This is a genomic window from Xanthomonas sp. F14 (genome assembly GCF_014199865.1).
Genome location: NZ_JACHOM010000005.1, coordinates 208,663 through 228,820, shown reverse-complemented (window position 1 = coordinate 228,820; position 20,158 = coordinate 208,663). Strand labels below are relative to the sequence as shown.

Here is a 20,158-nt window from a genome sequence, read left to right as displayed (position 1 = left end):
CTAAGGGTGATGGATGAATCGGGATGAAGCGTATGAAGGGTGCAGCGAAACTCAGTGACTGTCTTCGGCAAGGCTCAGATACACGATCGACAGCATCATGAAAATGAAGGCCTGCAGCGGAATCACCAACAGGTGGAACAGCATCCAGCCGAGGCCGAATACGCCGCCAGCGACCATGCCGGCGATGCCCGCACCGCCCAGCACCCAGATCAGCAGGAAGACGATCTCGCCGCCGAACATGTTGCCGAACAGTCGCATCGCCAGCGAAATCGGCTTGCTCAGCCACTCGACGATGTTCAAAAGCAGGTTGAACGGCATCATCCACTTGCCGAACGGCGCCGTCAGGAATTCCTTGGTCATGCCGCCCACGCCCTTGGAGCGCAGCGAGAACACGATCATCAGGAAGAACACGCTGATCGACATGCCCAGGGTGGCATTGACGTCAGCGGTGGGCACCGGCTTCCAGGCGTGGATGCCGGCCCAGCCAAGCGGGATGGCGATGAAATCGGCCGGGATCATCTTGATGAGGTTCATCAACAGGATCCAGAAGAAGATGGTGATCGCGATCGGCGTCACCAGCTTGCTGCTGCCGTGATAGGTGTCCTTGGCCTGGCGGTCGACAAACTCCAGGCAGATTTCGACAAACGCCTGCCACTTGCCTGGCACGCCGGCAGTGGCATTGCGGGTCGCCGTCCAGAACGCGAAGACCATCACCAGGCCCATCAGCACCGCCATGACCAGGGTGTCGACGTGGATGGTCCAAAACGTGCCGCCACCCTCGCGAACCGGATAGATCAGGTTCTGCAAGTGATGCTGGATATAGGAGGTAGGTGTTGCTGCCTCGCCCGCCATGTGTCCGGAGCCCTTTAAGTTCGAATCAACGCCTGGCCAGAGCCAGAACCTGAAAAATCAGCCCGATGGCGATACCCGCCAGCAAGGCCAGAGGAGGCAGCCGCCACAGGCCGAAGCCAAGCGCCAGCGCCACGAAAACCAACACCCACTTCAACACCATCGCCAGGATCAGCCGGACCATGGCAATGCCGGCTGCCTGGATACCGCCACCTAGCGCGGTACGTGCTGCCACCCAACCGCCCAGCACCGTCGCAAACCCGGTCAATGCCAGACCGGCAGAGTAACGGGGACCGACCAACAGCAACCCCAGACTGGTTATAGCTACAGCGGCAAGCGGATATACCGCAGCGCGCAGCATCAACCGCCGACCCGCGTCAACGGAGTTCAGCACTACGGTTACCTTACGTGTGAATGAGTGGGAAGCGCAGATGCGCCTCGTCGAGCCGCGAAAGTATAGCAATGGGACAAATTGCGAGACAACCGGCAGAGGTCATCCGTTGCTGCGTCGCACCATACAGGGTTGCCGCGGCGGGTGGGAACTTTGCCACAAACCGGCGGTCATAACCCGCGAGGCCTGCACATCCTCGTCGAAAGGTCCCGCCGCAGGTCGCGTATGGGAGCCCCGGAGCATCGGGGCTCCTGCTTTTTACGCATTTTGTCGCACCCTGCGACCTTCCCGTTGACGGTCCAATCGGTGCCATGGCGGCTTGACCCATGCCGCGGCGCTTCGCGCCTGGCGCCCGGATTGCGCAACGTACGACTAAAGTCTGACCCCTGCAGCAGCGGACCGTTTTGTCCGATTGCTATCTCGGCCTTCACGGCAATGCGACAGCTCCTTCACTTATGAAAGACGCCGTCTTATCGAAGATGCGCCGCACAGGCCGAAACGCCTGACCATTCCAAGAATTCGGAGCTCCCCATGAAACACCTTCTCGCACTGGCCATCCCGTGCGTATTGGCTGCCGCCTACGCCGCGCCGGCGCACGCCGAAGATACCGATGACCGCTTCCAGCTCCGTCTGGGTGCGATGAACGTCGACAACGACAACACCATCCGTGGCAACACGCTGGTGGCAGGCAACAATGTGTCGGTCAACGAAGACTTCAAGCTCGGCGGCAAGGAATGGGAGCCGCGCGTCGACGGCGTGTTCCGCATCAGCACCCGCCAGCGCCTGATCTTCGATTACTTCAAGTACGACAAGGATCGCCGCGAGACCCTGACCCAGGACATCAGCGGCGGTGGCGTCACCGTGCCGACCGGCAGCTTCATCAAGGGCGAGCTGAAGTATCAGGTTGCCACCCTGGTGTATGACTACTCGGTGATCGACTCGCCGGAATTCAGCCTGGGCCTGCAGATCGGCGCCGAATACGCCAAGGTCGAAGCCAACGCGTACGCCGACCTGGGCAGCGTCTTCAGCGGCGATGTGCTGGACGAGAGCGAAGACGGCGTTGCGCCGGTGGTCGGCATCCGCTTCACCGCGCGCCCGAGCGAGCATTGGCTGTTCAACGTGCAGGGCCAGTACCTCAACACCAGCTGGGGCGACTTTGGCGATTACGACGGCGACCTGAGCCGCGCCAACGCGATTGCCGAATACCGCTTCACCAAGAACTTCGGCATCTTCGCCGGCTATGACTGGTTCAAGCTCGACGTCGACCAGCGCGGCAGCGATGGCCTGATCGGCCTGAAGCAGGAGTTCAAGGGCCCGGTTGCGGGCGTGACGTTCGCGTTCTGATCTGCTTCGCAGCCTTGTGATTGATGACGCCCCGCCTCGTGCGGGGCGTTGTCGTTTTGGCCGTAAAAATACGGCTTGAGCGTACGCGCGCTATCTGCGGCAGCACGCGCATGACTGCAGGCGCGCACGGTGGATCGGCTGCATAAGCTGCTGCGCAGGCCGGTTACGCGAGGTCGCGATGCGTCGTTCAACGCAGCTGCGCGCCGCCTCAATCGAGCACGCGCTCGCCGCCCTTGATCACACTGTCCACCTGCATCAACACGTTGACGTCCTGCAGCGGGTCGCCGTTCACCGCGATCAGATCCGCATAGCGGCCTGGGGCGATCGCACCGACATCGGCAGTGCGCCCCAGGGCCTCGGCCGCTTCGGTCGTCGCGGCACGGATCGCTTCCAGCGGAGTCATGCCCCACTCCACCATCTTGGCGAACTGGCGTGCGTTGTCGCCGTTGGGATAGACACCGCCATCGCTGCCGAACACCAACTTGACCCCGGCCGCGTGCGCGGCGCGAAAGGTTTCGCGCTGCTTGCGCCCGATCTGGCGTTCCTTTTCCAGCGACTCGGCGAACAGGCCGTTCTTTTCGCCTTCGGCCAGGATGTAGTCGTCGTTGTAGATGTCCATCGAAAACCAGGTGCCGTGTGCCTTGGCCAGCTTGAAGGATTCGGCGTCGGCCAGGCTGGCGTGCTCGATGGTGTCGGCACCGGCACGGATCGCATCGTTGATGCCGGAGGTGCCGTGCGCATGCACGGCGACCTTCAATCCCAGCCGATGCGCTTCGTCGACCAGCGCGCGCATTTCTTCCAGGCTGTACTGCTGCCCGCCGACGCTGTCGGTCTTGGACAGCACGCCGCCGGTGCCGCAGAACTTGATCACCTCTGCGCCGTACTTGCGCAGCGTGCGCACCGCGGCGCGGATCGCGTCCGGACCATCGGCAACGCCGGGGCCGCTGACGCGTACCGACGGCGGAAATTCGGTGGCATCGCAATGACCGCCGGTCGCGCCGATGCCGTAAGTGGCCGGTACGATGCGCGGGCCGGGCACGGTGCCGTGCTCGATCGCCTGCTTGAGCGCGACGTCGTCGTAATTGAGCGAGCCGACATTGCGCACCGTGGTAAAGCCTGCGCGCAGCGTCCTGGCCGCATTGGCCACCCCGACCACGGTCCAGAAGTTATCGGTGTACTCCAGGCCCTTGTAGCCCCCCCCAGCGTGGGATCCACGGTGAGATGCACATGCATGTCGATCAAGCCCGGCAGCAAGGTGCGCTCGCCCAACTCGATGCGCTGCGCCTGTGCCGGCAGCGGGTCGCCTTGCCGGCCGACGCGGGTGACACGGCCAGCGACCACCTCGATCTGCGGCCGCTCCAGATAGCGACCGGCCTGCACATCCAGCAAGCGCGCAGCAGTGATGACGGTGGTCTGTGCGTGCGCGCCCAGCGACGCGCACAGGCAGCCAGCAGCGGCAAGCAGCACCGGCAAACGCATCTTCAACATCGTGGTCATCCCTGAGTCGCGAACGGCATGTCCGCTCACCGATGGTGCAAGCGTGGTGGGGGCTGCGCAAGCGGCGGCGGCGCAGCGCTGCCGTTCAAACCAGCGTGCTGCCACGCATGGCCTCACCAGCCCCTTTACCGCACGCTGCATGCAGCAGCGCGTTTCGCCCAGTGCGTTGCCGGTTACGTGCAGCGTCTTGAAGCGGCTATGCGACCGAAGCAAGTCATCACCAGACAGATGCGAACGACGCGCGGCAGTCGCTCGTATGCCTGCCATAGCCCGCTCACAGCAGCGCTCGCGCACAGTGGTGCCCGAAACGACAACGCCCCGCGCGGGGCGGGGCGTTGTCGCTAGCAAGTGCTGACGTGCGCTTACTTCTTCTTCGGGATGTACAGGTCGGTGATGGTGCCGTCGTAGACCTCGGCGGCCATACCGACCGATTCGCTCAGGGTCGGATGCGCGTGGATGGTGTGGCCGATGTCTTCGGCCTCGGCGCCCATCTCGATCGCCAGGCCGATCTCGGCCAGCAGATCACCGGCATGCACGCCGACGATGGCACCACCGATCACGCGATGGGTTTCTTCGTCGAAGATCAGCTTGGTGAAGCCTTCGGTGCGGCCGATGCCGATCGCGCGGCCACTGGCGGCCCACGGGAACTTGGCCACGCCGACCTTCAGGCCCTTGGCCTTGGCCTCGGTCTCGGTCACGCCGACCCAGGCGATTTCCGGGTTGGTGTAGGCGACCGACGGAATCACCCGCGCCACCCATTCCTTCTTCTCGCCGGCAGCCACTTCGGCGGCCAGCTTGCCCTCGTGGGTGGCCTTGTGCGCCAGCATCGGGTTACCGACGATGTCGCCGATGGCGAAGATGTGCGGCACGTTGGTGCGCATCTGCCGATCGACCGGAATGAAGCCGCGCTCGGTGATGGTGACGCCGGCCTTGTCGGCACCGATCTTCTTGCCGTTGGGCGTGCGGCCAACCGCCACCAGCACGCGGTCGTAGGCGGTGGCCTGCAGACCCGGCTTCTCGCCCTCGGTGGCCGCTTCGAACGACACCGTGATGCCGCTGGCGTCGGCCTTGACGTCGGTGGCCTTGGTCTTGAGATGGACTTCCACGCCCTGCTTCTTCAGGCGATCGGCCAGCGGCTTGACCAGGTCCTTGTCGGCGCCCGGCATCAGCTGGTCCATGAACTCGACCACGGTGACCTTGCTGCCGAGCGCGCTGTACACCGTGGCCATTTCCAGGCCGATGATGCCGCCGCCAACCACCAGCAGGGTCTTGGGAATGTCGTGCAGTTCCAGCGCGTCGGTGGAGTCCATCACGCGCTTGTCGTCCCACGGGAAGTTCGGCAGCTTCACCGCCTGCGAACCGGCGGCGATGATGCAGTGCTCGAAGCGCAGCAGCTGGGTCTTGCCGTCGTCGCCGACGATCTCCAGCTCGTTGGGCGACACGAACGATGCCACGCCGGTGACGGTGCGCACCTTGCGCTGCTTGGCCATGCTGGCCAGGCCGCCGGTGAGCTTGCCGACCACCTTTTCCTTGTACTCGCGCAGCTTGTCCAGGGTGATCCTGGGCTGGCCGAAGTCCACGCCGAAATCGCCGGCGTGCGCCACTTCGTCGATCACCGCGGCGGCATGCAGCAGCGCCTTGGACGGGATGCAGCCGACATTGAGGCAGACCCCGCCCAGGCTGGCGTAGCGCTCGATCAGCACCGTATCCAGGCCCAGGTCGGCGGCGCGGAATGCGGCGGTGTAGCCGCCAGGGCCGGCGCCGAGCACCACCATCTTGCATTCGATATCGGCCGGCTTGCCGCTGGCCAGCGCCGGCTTGGACGGCGCCGGTTCGGCCGGCGCGCGATGCGACGGCGTTACCGGCGGCTTGCTGCCGGGCGCGGCGGCAGGCGCCGCAGCCGCCGGTGCGGGCTTGCTGTCAGCCTTGGCGGGCGCAGCCGGTGCGGCGGCCTCGCCTTCGGCTTCCAGCAGCAGCACCAGCGCACCTTCGGACAGGCTGTCACCCACCTTGACCTTGAGCTCCTTGACCACACCGGCGGCCGAGGACGGCACTTCCAGCGTGGCCTTATCCGACTCCAGCGTCACCAGGCCCTGATCCTTGACCACGCTGTCGCCGACGGCGACCAGCACTTCGATGACGGGGACATCGCTGTAATCGCCGATGTCGGGAACCTTGATTTCAATGACCGCCATTTGCTTCTCCTGTGGCTCAACCGGCCGTGCCGGCAAGCGTCTGCTGGAGTTCATCCAGCGACGATTCGATTTGGGTCCAGCGCTTGTCGCGCTTCTTTTCCTTGCCTTCGCTGGCTTCGATCAGCAACGCGGCCTGCTGCAGCAGCAACTCGCCGGCGCCGCAGCTCGGGCGGGTGCCGCTGTAACGCACGCCATCGACCTGGAACGACAGCACCTCGCCCTCGCTCACCGGGGCGCTGCGACCGCTCGGCGCCAGTTGCGTCAGTGCGCCGGTCCAGTTGCTGACCAGGCGCCTTGCCAACGCCGCCGGAATCGGGATCTCGACCGTTTCCGGGGTCTGCGCGGTGCGGAACTGCACGCTGCCGCGATCGCTCTGGCTGACCCAGCTGTAGACGCGCTCGTCGGCGCGGCTGTGCCGCAGGGTCCAGTCGGCACCGTCCTTGCCCGGCACCAGCGATACGCCGCTTTCCACGCCACGGGTAGGCAGCGTCAGCAACGACAGGCTCGGCCGGGTGCCGGCGTCGAGCAACGTGGTCACCGCGGTGCCGTAGTTGCCCACCGCCGGCGGCCAGCCGCGCCCGAGCGTGCTCTCGCACTCGCGTGCCGCCGCGGATGTCCACGGCAGCACGCCCAGCAGGGCGAAGGTCAGCAACGCTGCTCTCACAGCAGGACGCGGCGCATGTCGGCCAGCACCTGGCTGAGGTAGGTGGTGAAGCGTGCGGCCAGCGCGCCGTCGATGACGCGGTGGTCGTAGCTCAACGACAGCGGCAGCATCAGCTTGGGGGCGAACTCCTTGCCGTTCCACACCGGCTGCATCGCCGACTTGGACACGCCCAGGATCGCCACCTCCGGCGCATTGATGATCGGCGTGAATGCCGTACCACCGATGCCGCCCAGCGAGCTGATCGAGAAGCAGCCGCCGCTCATGTCGGCCGGGCCGAGCTTGCCGTCGCGCGCCTTCTTGGCCAGCTCGCCGCTTTCCTGTGCGATCTGCAGCACGCCCTTCTTGTCGACGTCGCGGATCACCGGCACGACCAGGCCGTTCGGCGTGTCGGCGGCGAAGCCGATGTTGATGTACTTCTTCAGCGTGAGGTTCTCGCCGGCCGCATCCAGCGAGGCGTTGAATTCGGGGAACTTCTTCAACGCCGCGGCGCTGGCCTTGACCAGGAAGGCGAGCATGGTCAGCTTGATGCCAGCCTTCTCGTTTTCCTTGTTCAACGCCACGCGCAGGGCTTCCAGGTCGGTGATGTCGGCCGATTCGAACTGGGTGACGTGCGGAATCATCGCCCAGTTGCGTGCCAGGTTGGCACCGGAAATCTTCTTGATGCGCGACAGCGGCTGGGTCTCGGTCTCGCCGAACTTGCTGAAGTCCACCTTCGGCCAGGCCAGCAGGTTCAGACCGTTGCCACCACCGGCCGGTGCGGCCCCGGCTGCGGCAGGCGCGCCGCCGCTGAGTGCGGCCTTGACGAAGCGCTGCACGTCCTCACGGGTGATGCGGCCGCCCTTTTCGCTGCCCTTGAGCTGGTTCAGATCCACGCCGAGCTCGCGTGCGAACACGCGCACCACTGGGCTGGCGTAGGCCACCTTGGACGGCAGCACGCTGTCGGCGTCGAAGGTCACCGGCGGGCTGGACGGCTGCCCGGCCGACGGCTGACCGCCCTGCGCAGGCTGCGCGGCCTCGCTGGACCGGGCGCCCTGCACCTGCGCGATCTCGCGCTGGGCCAGCTTGTCCGGCACCGCAGACACGGCGACCGGCTCGACCTTGCCGGCGGTTTCGGCGGTGTCGGTGCTGGGCTTGGCCGGGGACTGCGCCGCTCCGGCGCCGCCATCGCTGGCAGCGATGATCGCCACCACATTGCCCTGCGAGAGCGTGTCGCCGACCTTGACCTTGAGTTCCTTGACCACACCGGCGGCCGAGGACGGCACTTCCATCGTGGCCTTGTCCGATTCCAGCGTGACCAGGCTCTGGTCCTTGGCGACGGTATCGCCAACGGCGACCAGCACCTCGATCACCGGGATGTCGGTGTAATCGCCGATATCGGGCACGCGGGCCTCGACCAGGCCGCCGTCCGAGGACGCGGCAGGCGCAGCCGGCTCGGCCTTGGCGGCAGGCGCCGGCGCGGCAGCGGGCGCAGCCTTGGCGGGGCCGGCAGGAGCGGCGGCCGGGGCGGCGGCGGTTTCGGCGCCAGCGTCGGCCACTTCGATCAGCGCGACCAGCGCGCCCTGCGACAGCGAATCGCCGACCTTGACCTTGATCTCCTTGACCACGCCGGCCACCGACGAGGGCACTTCCATCGTGGCCTTGTCCGATTCCAGCGTGACCAGGCTCTGGTCCTTGCTGACCGTATCGCCGACCGACACCAGCACCTCGATTACCGGGACATCGCTGTAGTCACCGATATCGGGGACAAGTGCTTCCTTGATTTCGGCCATACGGGGAACTCCGGCAACAGAATGGGGAAACCCCTATTGTGGCCGGCTGCGGGCCGCAGCGCCAACCATTGCCGTGGAAAAAGTCGCGCACCGGACGGGATGCAGCGTTCGCCGGCGCATGCGCCGGATCATTTCGATGCGCGCCGATCGACCCGCAACAGTTGCAGTGGCTCGCCCGAGGGCAAACGATACGCCAGCGCATTGTCCAAGCCGTCGAGCGCCTCGACCCGCGTACACAGTTGCTGCGCGCGTGGCCGCAACGCACGCGCCTGCGGTTCGATCAGGCGCTCGATGCGCGTTTCCACCCCTTCCAGCGACCGCAGCTGCAGATCGTTTCCGGTCAGTGCCGACTGCACCGCACCGGCGACGACATCGCCGATCAGCTGCGGCAGCAGCTCGGCCACCATCGCGCCGATGTCGTCATCGATATCGATCGAGGTGAGCTGGCTCTTGCCGAAACTCTGCTTCAGGCGGGTGTCGATCTTTTCGCGCACGGCCGCCAGCTGCACGCGTGTGGCCTCGGGGCTGCGGCTGAAGCCGGCCGCCACCTCGCCCAGCGCAGTGACGGCGATGTCGGCCGCTTCACGCCCGACCTCCTGCGCCAGCGGCACCACGTCGCGGGTCTGCCGCTCGAAGTTGATCAAACGCGTGCGATCGTCCGCGCTCACCGCGACCCAGCGGTCGTCGACGAATAACGCGCCCTGGCGCATCACCAGCCGCTGCGGCGTGCCCGACGCGCGGATCAGGATCAGGCTGCGCGGGTTGAGCGTGAGGTCGTAGTCGCTGCTGACGTTGCAGTGCAGATCGTCGGCGCTGGCAGCCGGTACGGCGACCAGCAGGCCCAGCAGCAGGCCCGCTGCCATCTGTAGTGCGTGCTTGATCGCCATCTGGTCGCTTCCGTTGATGTGTTGGCTGCAGCATGCGTGCACGGGAGCGGCACTTGCCCGTGCCGGACGCTGGCATGACTTCCGGCCGGTGGCTACGCGCTGACCAACATGGCCGGCGTTGCGGTGGTGACAGGTGTCGGCCAACCCGCCACGACGCAGGCACATGGCTCGCACGGCGCCATCCGCTCGCTGATGTCTTCGCTCATGGATTGGTTGCGCGGCGATCCGACGTCGCTAATCCAGTGCGTCGCGCAGCGGCTGCCAGGCCGCGCACAGCCGTGGCAGCGACCATGCCGCATTGGCCGGGCTGGTGGACGGCAAGGCCCATACCGGCACCGTATGCAGGGCAACCGGCAGCAGCGGCTGCACATGGCGGCGCCATGCCTGCGCGGCGGCCGCCCCGTTGCAGGCGACCGCGCGCAGCTGCGGCAGCGTCGCCAGCCGCGCCGCCAGCGGGTTGACCACGATGCTGCTGGCGACGATGGCAGTGTCCAGGCTGCCGCGCCGCTCGCATTGGCCGATCACATCCCACAGGCCGACCTTGCAATCGGCCAGTGCCTGCAGGCGCGCCGGATACGCCAACCCGGCATCGATGCCCAGCAGTTCCTGCATCAGCGGCCAGAAACGGTTGCGCGGATGGGCGTAGTACATCGCCGCGTGCAACGAGGCGTTGCCCGGCATCGAGCCGAGCACCAGGACACGGCAATCGTTAGGAATGTGCGCTGGAAGGCCCTGCAACAGGTCGGTTTTCGTCACGGCGATCGCATCTGCGTGAATGTCTTTTTCAGCTTGCCTGTTGCAGCCACGGCCTTCTCCGGAAACTTGCTGAACAAACGAAATTTTAGCGAGCCACGGGTGGGCGTGGATTCAGATTTTCAGGAATAGCTTTGGCGCGGCCCACTCCACGGGCCTAACAAGAACACTGAGGAGACCCCCAATGCGTGCCATTTCCATCCTGAGCCTGGCTGCCGTATCCGCACTTGCGTTTGCGCCGTCGGCATTTGCACAAGACACCACCTACACCGGCGACACCTCCTCGGCTTCCACCAGCGCCGATAGCGCTTCCGGAAAGCATTGGGCAGTGGTCGGCGGTGTTGCTCTGATCAAGCCGAAGAACGATCCGGCTCCCGGCCTGGACGTCGATGGCGGCCCGGCACCGACGCTGAGCGCCAGCTACTACATCAACGACAACTGGGCCGTTGAGCTGTGGGGCGCCGCTGACAAGTTCAACCACCGTGTCAACGCCGATGGCGTGGGCAAGATCGGTACCGTAGAGCAGCAGCCGATCGCCATCAGCGGCCAGTACCACTTCGGCCAGGCCGATAACGTGTTCCGTCCGTTCGTGGGCGTGGGCTACTACGAGTCGAACTTCAGCAACGAGAAGATCGACGCGGCGTCGGCCACCGGCCAGCACGTGGGCCTGGACACCGCCAAGGGTGTCATCGGCACCGTCGGCGTGGACATGAACATCAACTCCACCTGGTTCGCACGTGCCGACGCCCGCTACATGCGTTCGCGTCCGGAACTGCGCGTGGGCGGCCAGGGCACCGGCAGCGAGCTGGAACTGGATCCGTGGACCGTCGGCTTCGGCGTCGGCGCGCGCTTCTAAGCACGCGGGCAAGCAACGTTTCAGTTGAACAAGAACGGGCCGCAAGGCCCGTTTTTTATGCTTTGAAATCGTGGCGCCGCCCGCTCAGCGCCAGTAGACGCTGCCGCGCAGGCGCGCGCTGCGCCAGCGCCACCACAACAAGGTGGCATAGGCGAGCGCATAGCCGAGCAGTACGCCGGCCGCGCCCAACAGGCTGGCGTGACTGAGCCACCCTTCCGTGGGCCAGGCAGCACCCTGCCAGGTGCTGCGCCACCCCTGCACCATGCCGGCGATCACACGTACCACCACCAGCGCGGTCAGGGCCAGCACCAGCCACAGGTTGGGCCGGTAGAACAGCCCCTGCTGGGTGCGCTCGAAGCGGGTCAGACGCAATGCCAGCAGCCCCAGCGCCAGCCCGCAGGCCCAGCCGAAGGCGGCATGGCTGATCGCGCCGGGCCAGAACGCGGCGGCGATCAACACGAAGATCACGAACAACACCGTGGAGAGGCCGGCCGAGACCAGATTGATCATCAACAGCCAGCCGCGTGCCTGCCGCCGCGCGGTGCCGACACGAAAGCGCTGCACCAGCGACAACGGCAACAGCACCGCGAACACCGCCAGGGCGATGATCACGGCCAGCGGTATGGCGAGAAGAAGTGGCATCACATGCTCGGTGGCGGTGAAGAGTGGTTGGCAACCCGTAACGCGCGGACGCCACGTGAACATGGACGGCGCGCAGCAACCGGCGTGTTCGCGGGGTGCATGCCGATGCGGAGCACCGGCCGCACCCGCCTGGCGGTGAGCGCGGTCGGTTGGACCGCCGCTCTTAGAACGCCGGCAATACCGCGCCTTTGTACTTCTGCTCGATAAACGCCTTCACTTCCGGGCTGGTCAAGGCCTTGGCCAGCTTCTGCACGCGCGGGTCGTCCTTGTTGTCCGGGCGCGAGACCAGGAAGTTCACGTACGGCGAGTCCTTGCTCTCGATCGCCAGCGCGTCGCGGGTCGGATTGAGGCCGGCGTCGAGCGCGTAGTTGGTGTTGATCAGCGCCAGGTCGACCTGGTCGAGCACGCGCGGCAGCATCGCCGAGTCGAGCTCGCGGAACTTCAGCTGCTTGGGGTTCTCGACGATGTCGCGCTGGCTGGACAGGGCATTGCTCGGGTCCTTGAGTTTGATCACGCCCGCCTTGTCGAGCAGGATCAGCGCGCGGCTGTTGTTGCTCGGGTCGTTGGGAATCACCACATCTGCGCCGGTAGGCAGCTCGGCCAGCGTCTTGAACCGGCGCGAATACGCGCCGAACGGCTCGATATGCACGCCGACCACCGTCACCAGCTGGCTCTTGCGGTCGCGGTTGTAGGCATCCAGGTACGGCTCGGTCTGGAAGTAGTTAACGTCGATCTGCTTCTGCACGACCTGGTCGTTGGGCTGCACGTAGTCGTTGAACACGCGCACGTCCAGCTTGACGCCCTGCTTGGCCAGCAGCGGTTCGACCACCTCCAGGATCTCGGCATGCGGCACCGCGGTGGCGGCCACCGTCAGTGTGTCGCCGCCGCTGCTGCCACCGCTACCGCCACAGGAAGCCAGGGCCAGCGTGGCCGCAGCCAGGAGGGAACGAAACGCGAATGTGTTCATGTGGGGGTCCGTGGGAGGAGGAATGCGGCACTGCCGCAAGCGCTAAACCTAGCAGACCGCAGGTGGAGCCGCGATCGGCGGGCCCGTGTGCTTGCTGGGCCCTGCGCGCGCCGACAACACGCGATCGCGGTCAAGCTCAGCGCCGGCTGTAGCGCGCCACCAGCCAGTCGCCCAGCATCTGCAGCAGCTGCACCAGCACCAGCAGGGCGATCACGGTGATCAGCGCGACATCCGAATGCGAGCGCAGATAGCCCTCGCGGTACGCGACATCGCCCAGCCCGCCGGAGCCGATCGCACCGCCCATCGCGGTGAAACCGATCAGCGCGATGGTGGTCACGGTGGCGCCGGCGATCAGGCCCGGGCGCGCTTCGGGCAGCAGCACGCGCAGCACCAGCTGGCGGGTGGTGGCGCCCATCGCCTGGCTGGCTTCGATGATCCCGCGGTCCACTTCGCGCAAGGCGGTTTCCACCAGCCGTGCATAGAACGGTGCGGCGCCGACCACCAGCGGCAGGATCGCGCCGCGCACGCCCAGCGAGGTCCCCATCAGCATCAGCGTGAGCGGAATCATCGCGATCATCAGGATGATGAAGGGCACCGAGCGCAGCAGGTTGATCAGTGCCGCGAGCACCCCGTACAGCACCGGGCGGCGGCGCAGCTGCGGGGCACCGCACAGGAACAGCGCAACGCCCAGCGGCAGGCCGATCAGCAGCGTCAGCGGCAGCGCGCCGGCCAGCATCAGCAAGGTATCGAGCGTGGCCTGGCCGATATCGCCCCACTTGGCGGCATCGAGATTGCGGAAAAACCCGCTTGTCGTGGCGATCAGAGTCATACGCGCAGATCCTCCACGTGCACGCCGGCGGCGACGAAGCCGGCGCGTGCCGCGTTATGGTCGCCGCCAGTCAGCGCGACGATGAGCTGGCCGTACGGGGTGTCCTTGATGCGGTCCACGCGCCCGGACAGGATGTTGTAGTCCACCCCGGTCTCGCGGGCGATGCGGCCCAGCACCGGTTCGTAGGTGCCGTTGCCCAGGAAGGTCAGCCGCACGATGCGCCCGCCCACCGCGGCGAAGTCGCGATGCAGCTCGGCTTCGTCCACATGCTCGGCCTCGGACACGAAGCGCCGGGTGGTGGCGTGCTGCGGATGCAGGAACACCTCGGTCACCGGGCCGGTTTCCACCAGCTTGCCGGCATCCAGCACCGCGACGCGGTCGCAGACCCGGCGGATCACGTCCATCTCGTGGGTGATCAGCACGATGGTCAGGCCCAGCTCGCGGTTGATCTGCGCCAGCAGCTGCAGCACCGAGGCGGTGGTCTGCGGGTCCAGCGCACTGGTGGCCTCGTCGCACAGCAGGATCTGCGGCCGGGTGGCCAGCGCGCGCGCAATGCCCACGCGCTGCTTCTGCCCGCCGGACAGCTGCGCCGGATACTTGCTGGCATGCTGCTCCAGCCCGACCCGTGCCAGCAGCTCGGCCACGCGCGCATCGACCTCGGCGCGCGGGGTGCCGGCCAGTTCCAGCGGAAACGCCACATTGCCGGCCACGGTGCGCGAGGACAGCAGGTTGAAGTGCTGGAAGATCATCCCGACACGCCGACGCAGCGCGCGCAGGCCCTGGCGGTCCAGCGCGGTGACGTCCTCGTCGCCGATCAGCAGCCGCCCGCCGCTGGGTTCTTCCAGCCGGTTGATCAGCCGGATCAGGGTCGACTTGCCGGCACCGGAATGGCCGATGATGCCGAACACCTCGCCGGGGCCGATCCGCAGATCGAGTGGATGCAGCGCCACGATCTGGCGACCGTCAACGGAATAAGACTTGTGCAGGCGCTGAAACTGGATCACCGCGCGTGGCCGATTGGGGGGCCGTGAAGCCTACCAGTCAATGTTTGCGGACGATATTCCAATGAGTTCTAAGTTGGGGATTGGGGAATCGGGATTGGGGATTCGTAACAGCCAAAGCGCCTTGCCGTTGCTCTTGCGAATCCCAAATCCCGAATCCCCAATCACGGCTTATCCAACGACATCGGCCGATCCGCCTTCCGAATCCGCTCCCGGCGCAGCAGATACAGCCCGCTGGCGACGATGATACCGGCGCCGGTCCAGGTCCAGCTGTCGGGCAGGGTCTGCCACAGTAGCCAGTCCCAGCCGATCACCCAGACCAGGCCGGTGTATTCCAGCGGCGCGATCATCGAGGCCTCGCCGCGCAGGAAGGCCTGGGTCAGCGCAATCTGCCCCAGTGCGCCGGCCAAGCCCATGCCGGCGATCAGCCAGGCGTGCTCGCCCCGCAACGGCACCCAGTCGGGAATGGCCAGCAGGCCGGCGCCGACCGCCATGAACAGCAGGAACCACACCACCATCGCCTGCGGGGTGTCGGTGCGGGTCAGCAGACTGACGGTGATGGCGGCGATGGCATAGGCGGTGGCCGCCAGCAGCACCATCAGCCCGGGCAGCGAGATCAGCCCGTCCACGCCTGGGCGCAATACCACGATCACCCCGACCAGGCCGATGCCGATCGCCGTCCAGCGGCGTGGCCCGACCCGCTCGCCCAGCAATGGCACCGACAGCGCCGCCACCAGTAGCGGGGCGACGAAATACAGCGTGTAGGCGGTCGACAGCGGCATGCGCTTCAGGCCGTAGACGAAGCAGCCGATCATCACCATGCCCAGTACCCCGCGCAGCAGGTGCAGGCCCCAGCGCACCGGCACGATCGAGCGCGGTCCGGCGGTGGCGAATACCCACACCAGCACGAACGGCAGCGAGGCGGCGCCGCGCAGCAGGGTGACCTGCAGCGGCGGGTAATGCGCCGACAGCAGCTTCATTCCCGCATCCATCAGCGAGAAACAGGCCACGGCGGCCACCATCCAGGCGATGGCGGGAAGCGGAGAGCGGGTGGTGGGCATGGACCATTATCGCTGCGCGTGCGCGCAGCCTGGCAACCCTGTGTCGACAGGGGCGATGACGCGATGCCCTAGAATGGCGGCTGTTTACAGACAGCAGGAGCTTTGCATGCCTTCCTTCGACGTGGTGTCCGAAGTCGACAAGCACGAACTGACCAATGCGGTGGACCAGGCCAACCGCGAGCTGGATACGCGCTTCGATTTCAAGGGGGTCGAGGCCAGGTTCGAGCTGGAAGACGGCAAGGCGATCAACCAGTCCGCGCCCAGCGATTTCCAGGTCAAGCAGATGACCGACATCCTGCGCGCGCGCCTGCTGGCGCGTGGCATCGACGTGCGTTGCCTGGAGTTCGGCGACATGGAAACCAACCTGGCCGGTGCGCGCCAGAAGGTCACCGTCAAGCAGGGCATCGAACAGAAGCAGGCCAAGCAGCTGGTGGCCAAGCTGAAGGAAGCCAAGCTCAAGGTCGAGGCGCAGATCAATGGCGACAAGCTGCGCGTGAGCGGCAAGAAGCGCGACGATCTGCAGGATGCGATGGCACTGCTGAAGAAGGCCGACTTCGAGCTGCCGCTGCAGTTCGACAACTTCCGCGACTGAGCACGCGTGATGGCTGACACGGCGCCTTGTCGTGCCGCGCTGTGCAGGCGGGCCGCACAGCGCGGCGTACCGGCCGTCCGCTGCCCGGGCATCGGACGCGCGCGCACCGGCGCGTTACGGATCTGATGCAAGCATGCGCGGCCTGCTCTCCAGCCTGTTGCAACGCGCGCACCCGGCCACGGTGCCGCAGGCGCCGCCCGCTGCCGGGACGGCGTGCGCCGTGACGCACGCACAGCCACGCATCGAAGCCGGCTCGACGCTGCACACGTTGGCCGGGCTGGACCCGCTGGCGGCCGCAGCGTTTGCCGATGCGTTTGCGGTGGAAGTGCAGCGCGCCATCGCCAGCTGCACGCTCGGCCAGGCCAGCACCACCCAGGCGCAGGCACTGGAGCAGATCCATGCGCTCAAGAACACGCTCTCGCTGACCGGCTCTTGCGAACTGCTGAACGCCTGCGACCGGTTGCGCGGCGATGTCGACGGCGGCGAACCGGGGGCCGCGCTCGCGCAGCGCTACACCGCGATTGCGACCGCGGCCGGCCTGCTGGTCGAGAATTACCGGCGCACCCTTCCCAACGACGACACCGCCCCCCATGCGTAGTGGATCCAACCGTGCAGCGCCCGGCCTGATTCTGGCCGCCCGGCAGCTGCGCAACGACAGGCTGGTGCGGCTGTTCGAATCGTTCCTGGAATATCGCGCCTGCGTCGGCCGGGTGATCGTGCAGACCATCGTGGCGCTGTGGTGCTTCGGCTGGCTGTACGGGCCGCAGCCGGTGCTGGTCAGGGATGCACAGGCGGTCTTCCCCACCGCAGCGACGCTGTGGATGGTGGCGGTGATCTGGATGGTGCTGGTGCGACGCAGGATCATCCCGCCGGGCGAGTGGCTGGACGCGGTCGGGTTTGCGATGAACCTGCTATTCATCGGCATCCAGACCTATCTGGCCTTCATCCTGCTGATGTCGCTGAACGCCTTCCTGCCCTTCATCACCATCGCCGCGGTGGCGCGCTATGGGCAGAAGGCGACGCTGCCGGTGCTGCTCAGCACCTTCGTGCTGATGCTGCTGACCGCGCCGGCCGGCTACTGGCTGTCGCGGCCGGCCTACTTTGTGTATGCAGTGGCGCTGAGCGTGGTGCTGCCGCTGCTGGTGGCGCGCATCGTCAGCGCAATGCAGGAGATCGCCCTGCAGGCGCTGGCCGCGCGCGATGCGCAGAGCCGCTTCATCAGCACCATGAACCACGAACTGCGCACGCCGTTGAACGCGGTCATCAACTGCGCGCAGCTGATCGACAGCGACACCTTGTCGGCGCAACAGCGCGAACTGATGCAGGCGGTGACGGTCAATGCGATCGCGCTGCGGCATCGGGTGAACGAAGTGATCGACGTGGCCAGCATCGACGGTGGCCGGCTGCAGCTGCACAGCAAGCCGCTGAGCCTGCTCGACGTGCTGGCCACGGTCAAAGCGGTGTGCGCGAGTGCAGCGTCGACCAAGGGCGTGGCGCTGGCGCTGCGCAGCGATGTGGCGCAGACGCCTGACCTCATCGGCGACGAAGGGCGTATCGAACAGGTCAGCACCAACCTGGTCATCAATGCGATCAAGTTCACCCCGGCCGGTGGCGCGGTCGACGTGCTGATCGCCGCCACGCAGGTGCAGCAGCGCTGGGCGATCGCGGTGACCGTGACCGATACCGGCATCGGCATCCCCGACGCCCAGAAGGCCTATATCTTCACGCCCTTCAGCCAGCTCAGCACCGGTTTCAGCCGTGCCGAGGGCGGGGTCGGGCTGGGCCTGTTCATTGCGCTGTCGGTGTCCGAGGCGATGGGCGGCAGCCTGAGCGTGCGCGACAACCCCGGCGGCGGCAGCGTATTTCGCTGGACCTTCGAATTGGCCGCCGCCGCGGCGCAAGGCTGCCGCCCGCCGGCGCTGCGCGAGGCCCTGCAACAGCATGCCGCGACGGTGCCGCCGCTGCATTGCCTGGTGTTCGAGGACATGGACACCAATCGGCTGGTGATCGGCAATCTGCTCACCCGCGCCGGGCACCGGGTGAGCTTTCACAGCGATGGCAGCAACGCGGTACAGCGCATCCGCGAGGCGGCGCCGGACCTGGTGTTCCTCGACCTGCACATGCCCGGCACCTCGGGCTGGGACGCGCTGGGGGAGGCGCGCACGGCGATCGCCGCGCTGCCGCCGATCATCGTGCTGACCGCCGACACCCGCACCGATTCGATGCGCGAGGCCACCGCGGCCGGCGTGGCCGGCTATCTGTCCAAACCGATCAACGCGCACCAATTGCTGGCCATCCTCGCCGCGCATGCCCGCCATGCAACCGGCTGACCTGAAACCGGGCAACGCGGCACGCCGGCACTGGCACACCGCCGCGCGCAGACGCACGCCGCTGGCGCTGCTGTACCTGCATGGGTTCGCCGCCAGCCCGGGAGAAGCCGGCGAACTGCCCGAGCAGATCGCCGATGCGCTGGCTGCCAACCTGTACGTGCACCGTTGGCCCGGGCATGGCCGCAGCGCCGCCGACGCGATGCAGGGGCTGACGCCGGCAGCGTTACAGGCCTCGGCCCTGGATGCACTGGCGCAGGCACAGCGCATGGGCACACGCGTGGCGATCGTCGGCTCGTCCATGGGTGCCACGCTGGGCTTGTGGCTTGCGGCGCAGCGCCCCGACGCGGTGGCTGCGGTGGTCGCCTGGTCACCGGGCATCCGGCCGGCCGACCCGGCGCTGCTGGATCAGGTCTGCGCCGCGCAGACGCCCTTGACCGACCCACGCCCGCGCACCGCCGCGTCGCTGGCGTTCTGGTCCGGCACCATCCACCCGGATGGATTCCGCGCGCTGCGCAGCCTGTTCGACGCGGTTGCCGCCGATCCACCGTGGCCACGCGTGCAATGCCCGGTGTTTCTGGGCTATTACCGCGCTGCCAACGGCGAGGAGGATCCCACCGCCTCGGTGCCGGCGATGCTGGCGATGTTCGCTGCGCTCGGCAGCGCGCCGGAGCACACCTGCGCGATGGCCTTCGACACCGGCGCGCACGCGATCGGCTCGCCGCACAAGACCCCGCACGCCGATAAAGTTGCGCAGGCATCGAGTGCGTTCCTGCGTGCGCATGTCGGCGCAAACACGCATGCGGATGCCACCTAGGCTGCGTCAGCGCAGCAACTGCTGCAGTTCTCCCCGCATTCCGCCAAGCGCCGGCTCCGCGCTGCGCTGCACCGGCACAGGCGGCCGCGCCGGCAGCGATCGCATACACTGGCCCACCATCACGCCGCCGCCACGATGACGACCACGCCTGCCACGCTCGACCCGTTGACCGCCACCCGCCAGTGGATCGAGCGCGCGGTGATCGGCCTGAATCTGTGCCCGTTCGCCAAGGCGGTCTACGTCAAGGAGCAGGTGAGGCTGGTGCTCAGCGATGCCAGCACGCCCGAAGCGTTGCTCGAACAACTGGCCGAGGAGCTGGTGTTGCTGCGCGACACGCCGGCCGAGCAGATCGACACCACCTTGATCGTGCATCCGGACGTGCTCACCGATTTCCTGGACTACAACGACTTCCTCGACAACGCCGATGCGGCGGTGGAAGCGCTGGATCTGGGTGGCGTGTTGCAGGTGGCCAGCTTCCATCCGGACTATCAGTTCGCAGGCGCGGCGGTGGATGACGTGGCCAACTTCACCAACCGCTCGCCCTACCCCACCCTGCACCTGCTGCGCGAAGACAGCGTGGAGCGTGCGGTGGCCGCGTTTCCGGATCCGTACGTGATCGTCGAACGCAATATCCAGACGCTGGAACGCCTGGGCCAGGACGGCTGGGAGCGGTTGTTGAGCGCATCGCAGCACTGACCGCCGCATCGCGTGCGGCGG

The 20,158-nt window shown here is 66.7% G+C and carries 21 protein-coding genes and 1 other RNA gene; 8 read left to right on the top strand and 14 right to left on the bottom strand.

The features are described 5' to 3' along the window. Positions 1-51 precede the first annotated feature (51 nt). Together atpB and GGR73_RS17690 are read right to left on the bottom strand one after the other, a co-directional pair. On the bottom strand, positions 52-852 hold the full coding sequence (atpB, locus tag GGR73_RS17695) for a F0F1 ATP synthase subunit A (RefSeq protein WP_016901015.1): 801 nt from the start codon (positions 850-852) through the stop codon (positions 52-54). A 25-nt stretch (positions 853-877) separates the two neighbouring features. After that, positions 878-1,243, bottom strand: coding sequence for a hypothetical protein (locus GGR73_RS17690; RefSeq protein ID WP_016901016.1), 366 nt, complete (start codon positions 1,241-1,243; stop codon positions 878-880). Between the two features lie 528 nt (positions 1,244-1,771). On the opposite strand from GGR73_RS17690, the gene GGR73_RS17685 reads away from it, so the two are divergent. After that, positions 1,772-2,584, top strand: a complete 813-nt coding sequence (locus GGR73_RS17685) for a hypothetical protein (protein WP_026064024.1) — start codon at positions 1,772-1,774, stop codon at positions 2,582-2,584. A gap of 208 nt (positions 2,585-2,792) precedes the next feature. Here GGR73_RS17685 and GGR73_RS17680 read toward each other — a convergent pair whose 3' ends face one another. Then, positions 2,793-3,740, bottom strand: a complete 948-nt coding sequence (locus GGR73_RS17680; protein WP_456363000.1) for a Xaa-Pro dipeptidase — start codon at positions 3,738-3,740, stop codon at positions 2,793-2,795. Positions 3,741-3,811: 71 nt separating this feature from the next. Between GGR73_RS17680 and GGR73_RS20390 the strand changes: the two genes are divergently transcribed. Then, a complete protein-coding gene (locus tag GGR73_RS20390; RefSeq protein ID WP_456362999.1) occupies positions 3,812-4,087 on the top strand; it encodes a hypothetical protein in 276 nt (91 codons plus the stop codon). Positions 4,088-4,443: 356 nt separating this feature from the next. Here the strand turns inward: GGR73_RS20390 and lpdA are convergent, their stop codons facing one another. The 5 genes from lpdA to GGR73_RS17655 all read right to left on the bottom strand — a co-directional run bounded on the left by lpdA (position 4,444) and on the right by GGR73_RS17655 (position 10,358). After that, on the bottom strand, positions 4,444-6,276 hold the full coding sequence (lpdA, locus tag GGR73_RS17675) for a dihydrolipoyl dehydrogenase (protein WP_039518769.1): 1,833 nt from the start codon (positions 6,274-6,276) through the stop codon (positions 4,444-4,446). Between the two features lie 16 nt (positions 6,277-6,292). Further along, positions 6,293-6,940 (bottom strand): hypothetical protein, encoded by a 648-nt coding sequence (locus GGR73_RS17670; protein ID WP_054592378.1) that lies wholly within the window; start codon positions 6,938-6,940, stop codon positions 6,293-6,295. Then, positions 6,937-8,709 carry a dihydrolipoyllysine-residue acetyltransferase gene (locus GGR73_RS17665; RefSeq protein ID WP_126966608.1) on the bottom strand — a complete coding sequence of 591 codons (1,773 nt, stop codon included), beginning with the start codon at positions 8,707-8,709 and terminating at the stop codon, positions 6,937-6,939. Before GGR73_RS17665 ends, GGR73_RS17670 begins: the two co-directional genes overlap by 4 nt. A 128-nt stretch (positions 8,710-8,837) precedes the next feature. After that, a complete protein-coding gene (locus GGR73_RS17660) occupies positions 8,838-9,596 on the bottom strand; it encodes a DUF2884 family protein (protein ID WP_184458140.1) in 759 nt (252 codons plus the stop codon). A 234-nt stretch (positions 9,597-9,830) separates the two neighbouring features. After that, complete coding sequence (locus GGR73_RS17655) at positions 9,831-10,358, bottom strand: DNA-deoxyinosine glycosylase (RefSeq protein ID WP_425511588.1); 528 nt, start codon at positions 10,356-10,358, stop codon at positions 9,831-9,833. 175 nt (positions 10,359-10,533) lie between these two features. Here GGR73_RS17655 and GGR73_RS17650 point away from each other — a divergent pair, with 175 nt between their 5' ends. Then, on the top strand, positions 10,534-11,205 hold the full coding sequence (locus GGR73_RS17650) for an OmpW/AlkL family protein (protein ID WP_016901022.1): 672 nt from the start codon (positions 10,534-10,536) through the stop codon (positions 11,203-11,205). Between the two features lie 84 nt (positions 11,206-11,289). Here GGR73_RS17650 and GGR73_RS17645 read toward each other — a convergent pair whose 3' ends face one another. The 6 genes from GGR73_RS17645 to GGR73_RS17620 form a co-directional block, all read right to left on the bottom strand. Beyond that, positions 11,290-11,847 carry a DUF1453 family protein gene (locus tag GGR73_RS17645; protein WP_024940264.1) on the bottom strand — a complete coding sequence of 186 codons (558 nt, stop codon included), beginning with the start codon at positions 11,845-11,847 and terminating at the stop codon, positions 11,290-11,292. Positions 11,848-11,872: 25 nt separating this feature from the next. Further along, a non-coding RNA gene (locus GGR73_RS17640) (sX9 sRNA) lies at positions 11,873-11,948 on the bottom strand. A 62-nt stretch (positions 11,949-12,010) separates the two neighbouring features. Next, positions 12,011-12,814 carry a MetQ/NlpA family ABC transporter substrate-binding protein gene (locus GGR73_RS17635; RefSeq protein WP_054592382.1) on the bottom strand — a complete coding sequence of 268 codons (804 nt, stop codon included), beginning with the start codon at positions 12,812-12,814 and terminating at the stop codon, positions 12,011-12,013. A gap of 136 nt (positions 12,815-12,950) precedes the next feature. Then, on the bottom strand, positions 12,951-13,643 hold the full coding sequence (locus GGR73_RS17630) for a methionine ABC transporter permease (RefSeq protein WP_024940266.1): 693 nt from the start codon (positions 13,641-13,643) through the stop codon (positions 12,951-12,953). Beyond that, on the bottom strand, positions 13,640-14,647 hold the full coding sequence (locus GGR73_RS17625) for a methionine ABC transporter ATP-binding protein (RefSeq protein WP_154832686.1): 1,008 nt from the start codon (positions 14,645-14,647) through the stop codon (positions 13,640-13,642). Before GGR73_RS17625 ends, GGR73_RS17630 begins: the two co-directional genes overlap by 4 nt. Positions 14,648-14,808: 161 nt before the next feature. Beyond that, complete coding sequence (locus tag GGR73_RS17620) at positions 14,809-15,705, bottom strand: DMT family transporter (RefSeq protein WP_054592383.1); 897 nt, start codon at positions 15,703-15,705, stop codon at positions 14,809-14,811. A 106-nt stretch (positions 15,706-15,811) separates the two neighbouring features. On the opposite strand from GGR73_RS17620, the gene GGR73_RS17615 reads away from it, so the two are divergent. From GGR73_RS17615 to GGR73_RS17595, 5 genes are all read left to right on the top strand, one after another. Continuing rightward, positions 15,812-16,297 (top strand): YajQ family cyclic di-GMP-binding protein, encoded by a 486-nt coding sequence (locus GGR73_RS17615; protein WP_016903460.1) that lies wholly within the window; start codon positions 15,812-15,814, stop codon positions 16,295-16,297. Between the two features lie 133 nt (positions 16,298-16,430). Then, positions 16,431-16,895 carry a hypothetical protein gene (locus tag GGR73_RS17610; protein WP_184458138.1) on the top strand — a complete coding sequence of 155 codons (465 nt, stop codon included), beginning with the start codon at positions 16,431-16,433 and terminating at the stop codon, positions 16,893-16,895. Next, positions 16,888-18,627, top strand: coding sequence for an ATP-binding protein (locus tag GGR73_RS17605; RefSeq protein ID WP_184458136.1), 1,740 nt, complete (start codon positions 16,888-16,890; stop codon positions 18,625-18,627). Before GGR73_RS17610 ends, GGR73_RS17605 begins: the two co-directional genes overlap by 8 nt. Then, positions 18,614-19,441, top strand: a complete 828-nt coding sequence (locus GGR73_RS17600; RefSeq protein WP_184458134.1) for an alpha/beta fold hydrolase — start codon at positions 18,614-18,616, stop codon at positions 19,439-19,441. The genes GGR73_RS17605 and GGR73_RS17600 overlap by 14 nt, the downstream gene beginning before the upstream one ends. 135 nt (positions 19,442-19,576) lie before the next feature. Continuing rightward, positions 19,577-20,137, top strand: coding sequence for a DUF1415 domain-containing protein (locus GGR73_RS17595; protein WP_184458132.1), 561 nt, complete (start codon positions 19,577-19,579; stop codon positions 20,135-20,137). Positions 20,138-20,158 lie beyond the last annotated feature (21 nt).